Raw genomic sequence first — 14,715 nt, forward strand, 5'->3', positions numbered from 1 at the left:
GAATGCGATCATCTATTCTGCACGCCGGATTCAATCCTCCCGCGTCAACACTTCCAACAACTCAATCTCGAACACCAGATTCGAATTCGGCGGAATCTTGCCCATCGTCCGCTCGCCATACCCCAGATGCGCCGGTACCAGCAGTTTGCGCTTGCCGCCGACCTGCATGCCCATGATCCCCTGATCCCAACCCTTGATCACCCGACCGGTGCCGATCACACACTGAAACGGCTTGCCCCGGCTCCAGGACGAATCGAATTCGGTGCCGTCTTCCAGCCAACCGGTGTATTGGGTGGTGATCAACGCGCCTTTGACGGCGGCTTTTCCGTCGCCGGGCTGAAGATCGATTATCTGCAGTTCATCATTCATAACATTCACTCTATTGTTCCGCTGGCCGCCGTTTTCCCAGAAATGCCGGCCATTGGCAACCGTTTGACCCCACGTTGGCCGTGACGGATGATGGCCACCCGCTACCAATCCTGATCGATACGCCATGTCAGCACCGCTCGAATGACTCAACTCTGGATCAGTCTCGCCATTGTCGTTGTGTTGATGGTCGTGATCGTCGTGCTGATTCGTCGCGAGCGTGCCCTGCGCCGGCAGCTCGCCGAGTATCGCGAATTGCTCACCCGCGCCGCCGAAGGCCAGAACATCCGTCAGGATGGCGATGCCGAGCGCTTCAAGCGCAGCCAGTATTTTGCGCGGATCGGCACCTGGGACTGGGAAGTCGACACGGATCGACTGTATTGGTCCGACGCGATCTTCGGCATGTTCGGGTTCAAGATCGGCGAAGTGACGCCGTCCTACGCCTTGTTCTGCTCCTGCGTACACCCGGACGACCGCGCCAAAGTGCGCGCCGGGGAGTTGCGCTGCCTGGAAACCGGCGAAAACCACGACGAGGAATACCGCGTGGTCTGGCCCGACGGCACGATTCGCTGGCTGCGGGAAACCGGCAATATCGTGAAAAACGATCATGACGCGATGATCAAGATGATGGGCGTGGTGCGCGATATTACCGAAGAAAAGGCCTCGGCCAGCTACCTCCAGCACCTGGCTCATTTCGATCCGCTGACCGGATTGCCCAATCGGCTGGTGCTGGAAGAACGCCTGTCGGAAGCGCTGGAACATGCCCGCGCTACCGAGACTCGGGTGGCGCTGGTGTTTATCGATCTCAACAGTTTCAAAAGCATCAACGACCGCTACGGCCACGCCGCCGGCGACCGCGTGCTGATCACCACCGCCACCCGGCTGAAACGCATCCTGCGGGTCAGCGACACCGTCGCCCGGATCGGTGGCGACGAGTTCGTGGTCATCCTGCAAGGCCTCGTCCCCGGCCTGAACCTTCAGGACGAAGCCCGCAGCATTTGCCAGAAAATCTTCATCGAACTCTCCCCGCCCATCACCATCGGCAACGACCAACGCCACATCGGCACCAGCCTCGGCGTGGCGGTATTCCCCGACCATGCACCGACCATGGACCGGCTGCTGCATATTGCGGATCTGGCGATGTATGAGGCCAAGCGCAGCGGGAACAATCAGTATCGGTTGGGTGGCGGACAAGCGTTGAGCCATAGCCGGATCGACTGAATCTCAGCGCCCGGCAGTACCAAATACAACGCCATTGAAGGTATGCGTGCAGCACTGGCAGTTGGGCGTCATATCCTCTGCCTTGAGGTTGGGATTGACGATTTGCAGTCGTTTCTGCTCATCGACATACAGACCGTTGAAGTAACTCGACTCGCCGTGTCGCACTATTTCCTTACGGTCACTTTCAAGCACAGCGACCATCCAGAACACCGGTTCCTGCCGATCCAGCCGCGACACTGCCTCACTGAAAATCTCGTCCCAATCACCACCGACACACGACAGCAGAAAGCGAAACAACGGCGTGTAATCGTAGCCATGGTGCTTGATGCCATGCATCGAGCCACGTGTAGCCTCGCTGTGGATTTCCGCCTTGGTGTTTCGCTGATGCCGATAATGCCCGCCCGGGTTGTTGCGCCAGACGTTGTGGGCCGTGGTGTTTTCTTTGCGGTAAAGAGGTTTCTTTTCCAACGAATTGCTCCTGACATCCAGTCACTCGAAACGCCCCTCGCGTTTTACCCGAACGGCGCTCGAATGCAATCAACCGTCCATGGCCAATTGTTGCTGGCGGCCTAACGCTCCACCGGCTTGATATCCACAATCGTCCCGTTGGTGATCATCACCATCACGTACTTGTCATTCATCTGCACCCACTGCGCCTGAGGATCAGGTTGCTTGAGGCCTTTCTGTTTCCAGTTCTTTATGGCTTTTTCACTGCGCTGATAAATGTCCGGAGCGCGGTCGTTGACCTTCAGTTCGCGGCCGTCGGTGGGCGAGCGTTCGACGGTGTCGGTCGAGGGTTGCGCCGCTTGAACGATTGGGGTGATCCCGGCGATGCCGGCGACGAGGACCAGGCTGGCGATCAGGGTCTTGTTGTTCATCGGTGAACCTCCTTCAGATGTGTGATACCAGAACTCCGACTGCGGGGTTCTGGAATCATTCCTTGTTTATTGATGGAAGTTGAGATTGTAGCCACGCTCCGGAACGCGATCCGGGCTAACCCGCCACCGGGCCAATACAGTCAACGGCATCCATTTGCGATAAGATCGCGCCCCCCCCGCCGAGTGAATAAGGACATCACCGTGAAGATCTACCTCATCGTCAATCTGGTATTGCTTGCGCTTCTGGGGCTCTACGCTGTCAGTCTTTTCAACAAACTTGTTGCCCGGCGCAACGAGATAAAGAACGCATTTGCCCAGGTCGAAGTGCAGCTCAAACGCCGCTATGACCTGATCCCCAATCTGGTCAGCATCGCCAAGGGTTATCTGGCCCATGAGCGCGAAACTCTCGAAGCGGTGATCGCCGCGCGCAATGCCGCCGTGGCCGGGCTTGAGGCGGCACAGTCGAAACCGGGCAATGCCCAGAACATCGCGCAATTGGGGCTGGCGGACAGTGCACTCAGCAGCGCCGTGGGTCGACTGAACCTGACGCTGGAAGCCTATCCGGAGCTCAAGGCGTCGCAGAACATGCAACAACTGAGCGAAGAACTGAGCAGCACCGAAAACAAGGTTAGCTTCGCGCGTCAGGCGTTCAACGACGCGGTGATGGCCTACAACACGCTCAAGCAGAGTTTTCCGGCGGTGCTGCTGGCGACCAGTTTTGGCCATCGCGAGGACGCGGTTCCGTTGAAGTTTGCCGATACGCTGGCCATCAAGACCGCGCCCAACGTTTCTTTCTGATTGCTGCTCTCCATGGATGACCCGATGAACTTTTTTGAACGACAGACCCAAGCTCGAAACCAGACATCACGGCTGATTTACCTGATGATTCTGGCGATTGTCATGCTGATCGGGATGACCAGCCTGCCCTTCGTCTTCAATGGTTTTGAAGATTATCTGAGCGGGACTGGCACGCTGGCGGATGCGTTTCTGGCAATGGCCGTTATTGCATTGTTCATCAGCAGCATCGTGGTGATTGGCGGTCTGCTGAAATATCGGCAACTGCGCGCGGGCGGCAAAGTCGTCGCCGAGAAACTGGGTGGCCGCCTGCTCAACGGCAATGCGCGCACCCTGGGAGAGCAGCGGTTGATGAACGTCGTCGAAGAAATGGCGATTGCCTCCGGCACCTGCCTGCCGGCGGTGTATCTGCTACCGGACGAAAGCATCAACGCCTTCGCGGCCGGATTTACACCGGAAGACGCGGCCATTGGTGTGACCCGTGGCGCAGTGAAACTACTGACCCGAGAAGAACTGCAAGGGGTGATCGCCCACGAATTCAGCCACATCTTCAACGGGGACATGCGCCTAAATACGCAACTGGTGGCGGTAGTGCACGGCCTGTTGGTGCTGGGGCTGGCTGGCACTTACATACTGGCCAGCCTGCTCAAGCGCGACAAACGCGACGTGCGGTTGATGCTGGTGGTTTTTGCGCTCGGGGCCGCACTGTGCGTGGCCGGGTTTATCGGGAATCTATACGGCAATCTGATCAAGGCCGCTGTCAGTCGTCAACGTGAGTTCCTCGCCGATGCCAGCGCGGTGCAATACACGCGCAATCCGCAAAGCATTGTCGGCGCCCTGAAAAAAATCGGCGCCCATGCACAAGGCTCGGTGATCAGTTCGCCCCGTGCCGCCGAGTTCAGTCATTTGTTTTTCAGCACCGGCGGCTCAGGTTTGCTGAGCCGGATGTTTGCGACCCACCCTGATCTGAGCGTGCGGATTCGTCGAATCGATCCGCAGTGGGATGGGAGTTTTACGACAGGGGCTGCACCGAGCACTCCTGATCAGACGGTGAAAGCCGTTGTCGCCTCAACCTGAGGACGACCTGAGCAGTTTATTCCAACCCCAGCCAACGGATGGCCCAATGAATTTTTTTGAACAACAGCGCCAGGCAAAACGCCGTACAGCGCTGCTCGTGGTTTTGATGTTTTTTGCAGTACTGAGCCTGATCCTCGTTTCCTGCGTGCTGATGACCATTCCGGTCGAGGATGGTAATGGCAAAGTCCTGCTGGATCTGGAACTGGACTGGCGGCTGTTCTCGATTGTTTCAGCTGTCGTGATCAGCATCGTGCTGCTGGCCAGCCTGTCCAAGCATTCAGAGTTGTCCGCTGGCGGCAAGGTGATTGCGCGGCGCCTGGGCGGCCGTCTGATCAACCACAGTGCGCAGACTCTTGAAGAGCGTCGTTTACTCAATGTCGTCGAGGAAATGTCCCTCGCCTCCGGCACCGTAGTCCCTTCGGTGTACTTGCTTCCGGATCTGGGCATCAATGCGTTCGCCGCCGGACTCACACCGCAGGACGCCGTGATCGGGGTGACGCAAGGCGCGATCAACGTGCTGACCCGTGAAGAGCTGCAAGGTGTGATCGCCCATGAGTTCAGCCACATTTACAACGGCGACATGCGCCTGAATACGCGATTGGTGGCCATCGTCCACGGCATTCTGGTTCTTGGCCTGACTGGCAGCTACATCCTGCGGGGCATGGAGAACGTTCGCAAAACACCGGCCGAGCGCAGCCGGTTTGTCGCGTTGCCGATGCTGTTCGGTTTCGTGTTGTGTGTCGTGGGATTGGCCGGCACTTTCTTCGGCAATCTGATCAAGGCTGCGATCGGTCGGCAACGGGAGTTTCTGGCCGATGCCACTGCCGTGCAATACACCCGCAACCCACAAAGCATTGCCGGTGCGCTGAAAAAAATCGGCGGTTATCCATTGGGAGCGTCGATCAATTCCGCACACGCCGCCGAATTCAGCCATCTGTATTTCGGCTCGGGCACTTCGTCGATGGGCGACGATTTGATGGCGAGCCATCCAGATCTGAGCGAGCGAATTCGCCGGGTCGATGCAGAGTGGGATGGCACTTTCACAACAATCGCGGCGCCCTTGCAGCCCCACACAGAACCTGTGCCGGCAACCCCGGTGACCGATGCGTTCAGCGGTGTTCCGACTGATGCAATGGCTGTTCTCTACGATGTAAACGCCCTCCAGGGTTCAATCGAAACCATTGGCACGCCGCAATCCGCACACCTTGCTCAAGCTCGCAAGATGCTGCAAGACATTGCGCAGCCGCTCAAAACCGCGGCCCACAGCCCGGAAGGAGCCCAAGCCATCGTGTATGGCTTGCTGCTGTCACGTCTGCCGTCCCTGCAGGCCGTGCAACTGGATTTACTCCAGTCAGAAATCGACGACAACGTGTTCAACACCCTGAGTCTGCTGCGTGAACCGCTCTCGACACTTAACCCTGGACTGCGATTGCCACTGATCGATCTGGCGATTCCCTGCCTGAAAGAACTAGGCAAGAAACCTGTTGCAGCCATGAAGCGCAACCTGAATCTACTGGTCGAAGCGGACAACGAAACTGAATTGCTGGAGTGGACACTGCTGCGCATCATCGAACGCAATGTCGAGGGGGCAACGCCTGTGCAATTCAAGTTCGGCCTGTTCCAATGCGCCGAAGAACTGATGGTGCTATTGAATGCATTGACCCGGGCCGGACAGGAAAACCCTCAAGCGGCAGCACAGGCACTTGAACATGCCTGGAACGGTTTGCCGTTCGAGCAGCCGCAAGAGGTGCGCCCTGAGCTGGAAGATTTGGCCGGACTGGAAAGCGCAATCAAACGCCTGCGTCATCTCATGCCGGAAGAGCGTCCTGTCCTGCTCGATGCCATGACTCGCTGCGTGTTGCACGACGGCGTCATCACGGTGGCTGAAGCAGAACTTTTCCGCGCTCTGGCAGATTTGCTTGATTGCCCATTGCCGCCGTTGCTGGCTACGGGACAAGTACACGATGAGCAAACGCAAACAACGGTAGCGGCATAGGCGGATGCCGCTTTCTGAACAAGACATGCAAAGGATTGATCCGCCTCGAACATCAATCCATGCCAACTATGCAATTAACAAATCGATCCCTGCGCGCCACTATCCGCCCCAATAAGAACCGTGCGCCGCCTCCCCGTCGCGCACGTCATAAAAGCGGTGGAGTACTTTTCTATGACAGCCTCAATCCCACACGGCGGCTCGCGGGCCGGCGCCATTTTCCGGGTCACCTCGGGTAACTTCCTCGAACAGTTCGACTTCTTTCTGTTCGGTTTCTACGCCACGCAGATTGCGGCGGTGTTCTTCCCGGCGAGCAGTGAGTTCGCCTCTCTGATGATGACTTTTGCAGTGTTCGGCGCAGGCTTTTTGATGCGTCCGCTGGGGGCTATTGTGCTCGGCGCGTACATCGATGACGTCGGTCGTCGCAAGGGCTTGATCGTCACCCTGTCGATCATGGCCAGCGGCACGATACTGATTGTGCTGGTGCCCGGATATGAAACCATCGGTCTGTTCGCCCCGGCGCTGGTGTTGATCGGGCGGCTGCTGCAAGGGTTCTCTGCCGGTGCGGAACTGGGTGGGGTTTCGGTGTATCTCTCGGAGATCGCTACGCCCGGCCGCAAAGGCTTTTTCACCGCCTGGCAGTCGGCCAGCCAGCAGGTAGCCATCGTCGTCGCCGCTGCGCTGGGTTATGGCTTGAACCAGTGGATGGCACCGCAAGCAGTCGCCGATTGGGGCTGGCGGATTCCGTTTTTCGTGGGCTGCATGATCGTGCCGTTCATCTTCTTTCTGCGGCGCAATCTGGCGGAAACCGAAGAGTTCGCCGCCCGCAAACATCGCCCGAGCATGAAGGAAGTGTTCCGCACCCTCGGCCAGAACTGGGGCGTGGTGCTGGGCGGGATGCTGATGGTTGCCCTGACCACCACCGCGTTTTACTTGATCACCGTGTACGCACCGACCTTCGGCAAAACCGTACTGCACCTGAGCACATCGGATGCGTTGCTGGTGACCTTGCTGGTGGGCGTTTCCAACTTCTTCTGGCTGCCGATTGGCGGGGCGTTGTCCGATCGTGTCGGCCGCCGTCCGGTGCTGATCGCCATGGCGTTGCTGGCCCTGGCCACTACTTATCCGGCGCTGTCGTATCTGGTACAGGCGCCAAGCTTCAGCCACATGCTGCTGTCGCTGTTGTGGCTGTCGTTCATCTACGGCCTGTACAACGGCGCGATGATTCCAGCGCTGACCGAGATCATGCCGGTGGAAGTGCGGGTGGCCGGTTTCTCCCTGGCTTATAGCCTCGCCACTGCCGTATTCGGTGGATTCACTCCAGCCATGTCGACCTTCCTGATCCAGTACACCGGCGATAAAGCCGCACCGGGTTACTGGATGAGCATCGGCGCACTGTGTGCATTGTGCGCGACGCTGTATCTGTATCGCCGCGCCGGCGGTCGTCTGCAACCTGCTACTGCCTGAGAACATCACCATGAAAAAACTGTTTACCGTTACAGCCCTGCTCGCCGGTCTTGCGTTCAACGTTGCGGCCCAGGCCGAAGAGCTGCGGGTCATGACCTCCGGCGGTTTCACCGCTGCCTACAAGATCCTCGGGCCGAAATTCGCCGCTGCCACCGGCAACACCCTGGACACCCAACTCGGCCCGTCGATGGGCAAGGCACCGGAGGCAATCCCCAATCGCCTTGCCCGTGGCGAAAAGGCCGACGTGGTGATCATGGTCGGCTACGCCCTCGATGATCTGATCAAACAAGGCAAGGTCGACCCCGCGTCGCGGGTAGAACTGGCGGATTCGCGAATCGGCCTGGTGGTGCGCGAGGGTGCCCCGAAACCGGACATCAGCAACGTCGATGCCCTGAAGAAAACCCTGCTTGATGCAAAATCGGTGGCCTACTCCGACAGCGCCAGCGGCGTGTACATCGAGCAGCAACTGTTCAAGAAACTCGGTATCGAAGATCAGCTGAAACCGAAGGCCAAGATGATCCCGAAAATCCCGGTGGGTTCGGTGGTCGCGACCGGCGACTATCAACTGGGCTTCCAGCAGGTCAGCGAGTTGCTGCCGGTGCCTGGTGTGAGTTTTGTGGCGAAGATTCCTGAATCGGTGCAGTCGGTGACACGATTTGCTGCGGGTATTCCGGTGGGTGCGCAGCATCCGCAGGAAGCAAAAGCGTTGCTCGCCTACCTCGCGGCACCTGCCGCCCAGGCTGACGTGCAGGCCACCGGGCTGGATTCGGTCAAGCGCTGACCGTCGGCGGCTGGACTTTCATTTCCACGACCAGCCGCTCCAGTTCCAGTGCCGCCGGGGTCAGCGTACGACCCCGGCGCTTGATGATGCCGACGCTGCGCATCACTTGCGGATCGGTCAGCGGCACCCGCGTCAGGATCGGATGATCCGCCGCCGGCATCGCCATCAACGGCACCGCCGCCACACCCAGCCCCGCCTCCACCAGACCGATCATGGTCGTCACATGCCGCGTCTCGCAGATACTCGGACGCTGCGGCACCACTTTGGCCAGCGCCTGATCGAGCAGAAACCGGTTGCCCGAGGTCTTGTCGAGCGAGATGTAATCCTGCCGGTAGAACTCGTCCCAGGTCACGCTGCTGCGCCCGGCCAGCGGATGATCGCGGCGACAGGCAACCACGTAGCTCTCCTGCACCAGCGGCTCGAAATCCACGCCCGCCTCCTGGGTGCCCATGAAACTCAGACCGAAATCCGCCTCGCCATTGACCACCGCGCTCAGCACGTCGTGGGCGCTGGAATCGAGGACTTTGACTTTGATGCGCGGGAACTGCCGGTGATAGCGGGCGACCACGCTCGGCATGAAGTAATACGCCGCCGACGGCACGCAGGCGACAGTCACGTGGCCCTGCCGATTCGAGGCGACTTCACTGATGCCGAGCAACGCGACGTCCAGATCGTCCAGCAAACGCTCGACGCTAGGCATGAAACCGCGCCCGGCCTGAGTCAGGCTGACCTTGCGTGTGGTGCGTTCGAACAGCTTCACGCCGAGGGCGTCTTCGAGCTTTTCGATGCGTCGGCTCAGGGCCGGTTGCGACAGGCGCACGGTGTCGGCAGCCTTGCGGAAACTGCCCTGCTCGACCACAGCGCGAAAGGCTTGCAGGTCGTTGAGGTCGAAGTTGATGGCCATGGGAGACTCGAGAGGAATTGATTCGCTGAGGCTATAAATGTAACCAATTGATGCAATTTATTACAGAAGCACATCTGCTCAAGCAGGCTCTGCGCTGGATCTGCAATCATTTCAGCCTTTATCCTGTCGCCCCCCGCCGTACCGCGTTACTGGAGTTCCGCTCATGCCCCATGAAGGCAATCTGTTGCAAGCCGCTGTCGTGTTTCTGTTCGCGGCGGTGCTTACCGTTCCCCTGGCCAAGCGCCTGCAACTGGGCGCGGTGCTCGGTTATCTGTTTGCCGGGGTGATCATCGGCCCGTCGGTGCTGGGCCTGATCGGCAATCCGCAGAGCGTCAGCCATATTTCGGAACTGGGCGTGGTGTTGCTGCTGTTCATCATCGGCCTGGAACTGTCACCGCGACGTTTGTGGGTGATGCGCAAATCGGTGTTCGGCGTCGGTCTGGCGCAAGTGCTTTTGACCGGTTCGGTGATCGGCGTTCTGGCGTTGTCGGTGTTCGGCCAGCCGCTGAACAGCGCGATTGTCTTGGGTCTGGGCCTGGCGCTGTCGTCCACCGCGTTCGGCCTGCAAAGCCTCGCGGAACGCAAGGAACTGACCAGCCCCCACGGTCGTCTGGCGTTTGCGATTCTGTTGTTCCAGGACATCGCCGCAATCCCGCTGATCGCTCTGGTACCGATGCTCGCGGGCGTCGATCACCACACCAGCACCGCCGACGATGTGCGCCACAGTTTGCAGGTGCTGGGCAGCATCGCCGTGGTCGTGATCGGCGGGCGTTATCTGTTGCGCCCGGTGTTCCGAATCGTGGCGAAAACCGGTCTGCCAGAAGTCTCCACCGCCACCGCGTTGCTGGTGGTGATCGGCACCGCGTGGATGATGGACATGGTCGGCGTGTCGATGGCGCTGGGCGCATTCCTCGCCGGGTTGCTGCTGGCAGACTCGGAATATCGCCATGAACTGGAAGCGCAGATCGAACCGTTCAAGGGGCTGCTGCTGGGGCTGTTCTTCATCAGCGTCGGCATGGGCGCCAACCTCAGCCTGTTGCTCAGCGCACCGATCACGGTGCTCGGGCTGACGCTGCTGCTGATTGCGCTGAAGTTGCCGCTGTTGTTTGTGGTCGGGCGTCTGGCTGGCGGGTTGAGCAAGGTCAGTGCGATTCGACTCGGTATCGTGCTGGCGGCGGGCGGTGAATTTGCCTTTGTGGTGTTCAAGATCGGTCGCGATCAGGGTCTGTTCGAACCGCGTCTGTACGACTTGCTGGTGCTGACCATCACCCTGTCGATGGCGGTGACGCCGTTGCTGCTGTTGATCTGCGCACGACTGGTCAGCCCGAAGGTGCAGCCGGTGGAGGTGCCGGAGAAATTCCGCCAGATCGACACCGAAACTCCACGGGTGGTGATTGCCGGTATGGGCCGGATGGGCCAGATCGTGGCGCGGATCCTGCGGGCGCAGAACATCAAGTTCGTGGCGCTGGATACCTCGGTGGAAACCATCGAACTGTCACGCAGTTTCGGCGGCGTGCCGGTGTTCTACGGTGACCCGATGCGCCCGGAAATCCTCAGCGCGGCCAAGGTCGGGGAGGCGGAATATTTCGTGATTGCCACGGACGATCCGGAGACCAACATCAAGACCGCCGAAATCGTGCGCAAGCTTTACCCGCACATGAAGATCATTGCCCGGGCGCGTAACCGGCAGCATGTTCATCGTCTGGTGGATGTCGGCGCCGATCCGATCCGGGAGACCTATTACTCCAGTCTGGAAATGAGCCGTCGCACACTGGTCGGCCTCGGTTTGACCCAGGCCCAGGCCGATGCGCGGATAAAACGCTTCAAGCACCATGACGAACAGGTGCTTGAGGCTCAACACGCGGTGTACGACGACGCGGCCAAAGTCCTGCAGACCGCCCAGGAAGCACGGGCGGAACTGGCCAGACTGTTCGAGTCGGATCAACTGGAAGAACAATCGGGCAAGTCCTGAGCCCCGCAATCAATCCTTCCCACGCAATGCGTGGGAAGGTTCTGATCAGGCCATCTCCAGCGCCCGCTCTTCCTGCACAGGCGCCACTGCAAACCGGTCCGCCAGAAACGGTGTGATGTCCAGCGGCAGCGGTTCATCGTTGACCAGTTTGTCCAGCAATACCCCGGTGATCGCCGACGTCAGCACCCCGGTGCGGAAGTGCCCGCAGGCGTTGAGGTAACCTTCCACCCCGGCCATCGGCCCGAGAATCGGCAACTCATCCGGCGAGCCCGGACGCAACCCGGCCCAGGTGCGCTTGAGGTTGATGTCCGCCAGTTCCGGCAGGCATCGCACCGCGCCCTGCACCAGCCCGGCGATTTCCGGCCAGGTGGTGGTGACGTCGAAGCCCTTGTCCTCGGTGGTGCTGCCGATCAGGATTTCGCCGTTGTCCTTTTGCGCCATGTAGCAATCGCTGGTGGTCAGGCAACCGTTGAGGATTTTCGGCAGGCGCTCAGTGAGCAGGATCTGGCCTTTCACCGGTTTCACCGGAATCCGGATTCCCGTAGCCCACTCGCTGAGATCTGCCGCCCACGCGCCAGCGGCGTTGATCAGGGTCTTGCAGTGGAACACCCCGGCTTCGGCGGTTTGCACTCCGGTCACCCGCGTGCCGTGATGCAAAACGCCGGTGATGTTGGTGTTGACGTACATGTCCACGCCATTCTGCCGGGCGCCTTCGGCGTAGGCGTCGGCGAGGCGGAACGGGCTGACCTGGTGATCGCAGAGAAACTCCAGCGCGCCCCGCGCTTCATGGCTGACGCTCGGTTCGGACTCGCGCAATGCAGCCTGATCCAGCCAGCGCACCTGATCGGCCAGATGCGGAATGCAGCCGACGATGTGCTCGGCGTACAACCGGTCCTCGTCGTCATAAATGACGAATTTGAGCCCGGTCTTTTCGAACTTGAAATCCATCCCGTGATTGTCTTTCAACTCACGGTGCAGCGCCGGATACAGCGCGTTGGACTGCAAGGCAAAATCGAAGAACGACGGCGGCAGGATGTGCGGCGTGCTGGAATCCACCGCTACCGCCGCGCCCTGGGTTTCGCGCTTGCGATTGGCCGACATCATGCGGAAGAAAATCACCCCGCAGCCCAGCCCCACTGATTCACCGATGGCCCACAAACCGCCGGCCGAGGCGCGGGTCGCGTTGCCCGGACGTTTGGCGTCGATCATCGCGACCTTGAGGTTTTTGCGCTTGGACAACTGATAGGCGATGGACGCGCCGATCACACCGCCACCGGCGATGACCACGTCATAGAACTTACTCATGGGAAACGGCCTCCGTGCCGAGGGACTGGAACGCGGAAAAGGGAATCGGATCAACCGGGAAACGCGGTCGCAGCCAGCCGACATCCTTGCGCCCGGTGGCCTGACGCAAGCGGTCGCTGCAATAGCCGACGCACATGCGCCCCTGGCAGTCGCCCATGCTCACGCGGGTGCGCATTTTCAAGCTGGCGATGTCTTGCACGCCCTGCTCCAGCGCGCGGTCGATGTCGGCGCGGGTCGCATGTTCGCAGCGGCAGATCACCGTGTCCGCTGCTGGCAATGCGATTTGCCCGACACCGCGTTCGGTGTAGCGATCCACCGCCGCACGGAAACGCACGATGGCTTTGAGTTTGCTCAGGTAACGGTCACGACGGACCCGCGCCAGTTCCTCTTCCAGCACACCGCGTTGCAACAGGATCGAAGTGGCGGCGATCTTGCCGGTCAGCATTGCCGCTTCACCGCCGCGAATCCCGCCCATGTCACCGGCCAGATGCACGTGAGGCTCGCTGCTTTGCTGCCAGATGTTGGCGTTGGCGCGCAGGTAACCGTCGTCGCTGAAGCCGTGATCCAGGCCCATTTGCTGACTCAACTGAGTACGCGGAATGAAGCCGTAGCCGACCGCCAGCGTCTTCGCCTCGAAGCGTTCGATACGGCTCATGTCCGGTTCCCACGTCGCCGAGTACGGCGCCACGCTGACGCTTTTCAGCTCGCCTTCGCCGTGCGCTTCGACCACGCCCCAGCCGTAGTTCATCGGGATGCCGTGCAGTTTCAGGTAGGCGAGCATGCTCAAGCCATCGAGAAACAATTGCGGTTTGTTCAGCAGCGCCAGACTCTCCTTGGCGATCTTGCCGAACGCGCAGGCCTCGTAGACACCGGCAACACTCACGCCCGACGCGTGCAACTGGGTCGCCACCAGCGGCAACAGCGGCCCGGTGCCGGCGATGACCACCGGTCCCTGCGGCTTGACCACGCCACTTTTGATCTGCAATTGCAGACCGCCGAGCATGATGACGCCGGGCAGCGTCCAGCCGGGAAACGGTACGCTGCGTTCGTGACAACCGGCGGCCAGCACCAGTTGCGGGTAGCTGATTTCGTGCAGGCGCTCATCGCCATCGAGCACCACCAGCGAGCGGGTGCCTTCGACGCCGACCACCCGGTGATGCAGACGCACGTCGATCAGCCCGGCCTGCTCCTGAAAGTCGCCGTGCAGTTTGCTCAATGCCTCCGAGTAACGTGGCCCCAGATAATCCAGCTGCACGCCGTCACGCAGCGGCCCGCGATAGACCACGCCGCCAAGACGCGACGCCTCTTCAAGCAAGGTGCTGCGCACACCATGGCGCGCCAGTTCGATGGCCGCCGCCATGGCCGCCGGGCCGCCGCCGACAATAACCGGATGCTGACTCATGGCGCCTCCTGTCCGTGAATGCGGTTGACTTGGGTTTCGACCTGCATGCCGTCATGTACCACGGTCTGGCAGGCGCGGCGCTTGTGCCGGCCGTTGATTTTCACCAGGCAGCACTGGCACACGCCCATGCCGCAATAGGCACCGCTGATCTGGTTGTGATCGTTGCGTGCGACCTGGCGCACACCGAGGGACTGAATGACGCTGAGCACGGTTTCGCCGATGGCGGCAGTGACCGGCTGGCCGTTGATGTGGACAGTCATATCCGCCTGCGTCAAAGGCTGGATATCGAAGGTTCTTTCTAGGCAGTGCATTGCAATGATCATCCGTGAAAAGTTCAGGTGAGGTTGAAACAGCTCCTTGCTGCACTACACCTCGCCGGCACGTGGGGGTTGTCTCTCTATCGGGCCGGCAGGTTGGTTCCGCTCGCGCAGCAACGTGCGCGCAAGCAATGTAGTCGATCCAGCGGCAAGGGCCTGGAAATTTCACGGTAGGGGATATCGCACCGAGGAATATTGATCCAGGCCATGGAAATGACTGTACGGTTCTGCCGCCGA

General features: G+C 60.2%; 14 protein-coding genes. 7 read left to right on the top strand and 7 right to left on the bottom strand.

Annotation, left to right across the window (positions count from 1 at the left end; all coding sequences use genetic code 11):
• Positions 1-30: 30 nt before the first annotated feature.
• Positions 31-369, bottom strand: coding sequence for an FKBP-type peptidyl-prolyl cis-trans isomerase (locus tag CAF87_RS14940; RefSeq protein WP_007952931.1), 339 nt, complete (start codon positions 367-369; stop codon positions 31-33).
• 141 nt (positions 370-510) lie between these two features.
• On the opposite strand from CAF87_RS14940, the gene CAF87_RS14945 reads away from it, so the two are divergent.
• Positions 511-1,587: a sensor domain-containing diguanylate cyclase gene (locus CAF87_RS14945; RefSeq protein ID WP_085732078.1), complete on the top strand. Its 1,077-nt coding sequence runs from the start codon at positions 511-513 to the stop codon at positions 1,585-1,587.
• Between the two features lie 3 nt (positions 1,588-1,590).
• On the opposite strand, the gene CAF87_RS14950 is transcribed toward CAF87_RS14945, so the two are convergent.
• Both CAF87_RS14950 and CAF87_RS14955 read right to left on the bottom strand, forming a co-directional pair.
• On the bottom strand, positions 1,591-2,055 hold the full coding sequence (locus CAF87_RS14950; RefSeq protein WP_085732079.1) for a hypothetical protein: 465 nt from the start codon (positions 2,053-2,055) through the stop codon (positions 1,591-1,593).
• Positions 2,056-2,156: 101 nt separating this feature from the next.
• On the bottom strand, positions 2,157-2,465 hold the full coding sequence (locus CAF87_RS14955; RefSeq protein WP_085732080.1) for an RcnB family protein: 309 nt from the start codon (positions 2,463-2,465) through the stop codon (positions 2,157-2,159).
• Positions 2,466-2,666: 201 nt separating this feature from the next.
• On the opposite strand from CAF87_RS14955, the gene CAF87_RS14960 reads away from it, so the two are divergent.
• The 5 genes from CAF87_RS14960 to CAF87_RS14980 all read left to right on the top strand — a co-directional run bounded on the left by CAF87_RS14960 (position 2,667) and on the right by CAF87_RS14980 (position 8,578).
• Positions 2,667-3,263: a LemA family protein gene (locus CAF87_RS14960; protein WP_085732081.1), complete on the top strand. Its 597-nt coding sequence runs from the start codon at positions 2,667-2,669 to the stop codon at positions 3,261-3,263.
• Positions 3,264-3,287: 24 nt separating this feature from the next.
• On the top strand, positions 3,288-4,337 hold the full coding sequence (locus tag CAF87_RS14965) for a M48 family metallopeptidase (RefSeq protein ID WP_085732082.1): 1,050 nt from the start codon (positions 3,288-3,290) through the stop codon (positions 4,335-4,337).
• Positions 4,338-4,383: 46 nt separating this feature from the next.
• A complete protein-coding gene (locus tag CAF87_RS14970; protein ID WP_085732083.1) occupies positions 4,384-6,333 on the top strand; it encodes a M48 family metallopeptidase in 1,950 nt (649 codons plus the stop codon).
• 171 nt (positions 6,334-6,504) lie between these two features.
• Entirely contained in the window at positions 6,505-7,797 is a 1,293-nt protein-coding gene (locus tag CAF87_RS14975; RefSeq protein ID WP_085732084.1) for an MFS transporter, read from the top strand.
• A gap of 10 nt (positions 7,798-7,807) precedes the next feature.
• Entirely contained in the window at positions 7,808-8,578 is a 771-nt protein-coding gene (locus tag CAF87_RS14980) for a substrate-binding domain-containing protein (protein WP_074688852.1), read from the top strand.
• Here CAF87_RS14980 and CAF87_RS14985 read toward each other — a convergent pair.
• Positions 8,568-9,482, bottom strand: coding sequence for a LysR family transcriptional regulator (locus tag CAF87_RS14985; protein ID WP_011334875.1), 915 nt, complete (start codon positions 9,480-9,482; stop codon positions 8,568-8,570). The two genes, CAF87_RS14980 and CAF87_RS14985, sit on opposite strands and share 11 nt — an antisense overlap.
• 163 nt (positions 9,483-9,645) lie before the next feature.
• Here CAF87_RS14985 and CAF87_RS14990 point away from each other — a divergent pair, with 163 nt between their 5' ends.
• On the top strand, positions 9,646-11,454 hold the full coding sequence (locus CAF87_RS14990; RefSeq protein ID WP_085732085.1) for a monovalent cation:proton antiporter-2 (CPA2) family protein: 1,809 nt from the start codon (positions 9,646-9,648) through the stop codon (positions 11,452-11,454).
• Between the two features lie 45 nt (positions 11,455-11,499).
• On the opposite strand, the gene hcnC is transcribed toward CAF87_RS14990, so the two are convergent.
• The 3 genes from hcnC to hcnA are packed head-to-tail and all read right to left on the bottom strand — an operon-like array spanning position 11,500 to position 14,472.
• Positions 11,500-12,759 carry a cyanide-forming glycine dehydrogenase subunit HcnC gene (hcnC, locus tag CAF87_RS14995; RefSeq protein WP_085732086.1) on the bottom strand — a complete coding sequence of 420 codons (1,260 nt, stop codon included), beginning with the start codon at positions 12,757-12,759 and terminating at the stop codon, positions 11,500-11,502.
• Positions 12,752-14,161, bottom strand: a complete 1,410-nt coding sequence (hcnB, locus tag CAF87_RS15000) for a cyanide-forming glycine dehydrogenase subunit HcnB (RefSeq protein WP_085732087.1) — start codon at positions 14,159-14,161, stop codon at positions 12,752-12,754. Before hcnB ends, hcnC begins: the two co-directional genes overlap by 8 nt.
• A complete protein-coding gene (gene hcnA, locus CAF87_RS15005) occupies positions 14,158-14,472 on the bottom strand; it encodes a cyanide-forming glycine dehydrogenase subunit HcnA (RefSeq protein WP_085732263.1) in 315 nt (104 codons plus the stop codon). Before hcnA ends, hcnB begins: the two co-directional genes overlap by 4 nt.
• Positions 14,473-14,715 lie beyond the last annotated feature (243 nt).

Source organism: Pseudomonas sp. R38(2017), from assembly GCF_002112395.1.
GTDB lineage: Bacteria > Pseudomonadota > Gammaproteobacteria > Pseudomonadales > Pseudomonadaceae > Aquipseudomonas.

Coding starts and splice junctions, on each gene's coding strand:
- CAF87_RS14940 (WP_007952931.1), bottom strand. CDS start 369: ATGAATGATGAACTGCAGATAATCGATCTTCAGCCCGGCGACGGAAAA.
- CAF87_RS14945 (WP_085732078.1), top strand. CDS start 511: ATGACTCAACTCTGGATCAGTCTCGCCATTGTCGTTGTGTTGATGGTC.
- CAF87_RS14955 (WP_085732080.1), bottom strand. CDS start 2,465: ATGAACAACAAGACCCTGATCGCCAGCCTGGTCCTCGTCGCCGGCATC.
- CAF87_RS14965 (WP_085732082.1), top strand. CDS start 3,288: ATGAACTTTTTTGAACGACAGACCCAAGCTCGAAACCAGACATCACGG.
- CAF87_RS14970 (WP_085732083.1), top strand. CDS start 4,384: ATGAATTTTTTTGAACAACAGCGCCAGGCAAAACGCCGTACAGCGCTG.
- CAF87_RS14975 (WP_085732084.1), top strand. CDS start 6,505: ATGACAGCCTCAATCCCACACGGCGGCTCGCGGGCCGGCGCCATTTTC.
- CAF87_RS14980 (WP_074688852.1), top strand. CDS start 7,808: ATGAAAAAACTGTTTACCGTTACAGCCCTGCTCGCCGGTCTTGCGTTC.
- CAF87_RS14985 (WP_011334875.1), bottom strand. CDS start 9,482: ATGGCCATCAACTTCGACCTCAACGACCTGCAAGCCTTTCGCGCTGTG.
- CAF87_RS14990 (WP_085732085.1), top strand. CDS start 9,646: ATGCCCCATGAAGGCAATCTGTTGCAAGCCGCTGTCGTGTTTCTGTTC.
- hcnC (WP_085732086.1), bottom strand. CDS start 12,759: ATGAGTAAGTTCTATGACGTGGTCATCGCCGGTGGCGGTGTGATCGGC.
- hcnB (WP_085732087.1), bottom strand. CDS start 14,161: ATGAGTCAGCATCCGGTTATTGTCGGCGGCGGCCCGGCGGCCATGGCG.
- hcnA (WP_085732263.1), bottom strand. CDS start 14,472: ATGCACTGCCTAGAAAGAACCTTCGATATCCAGCCTTTGACGCAGGCG.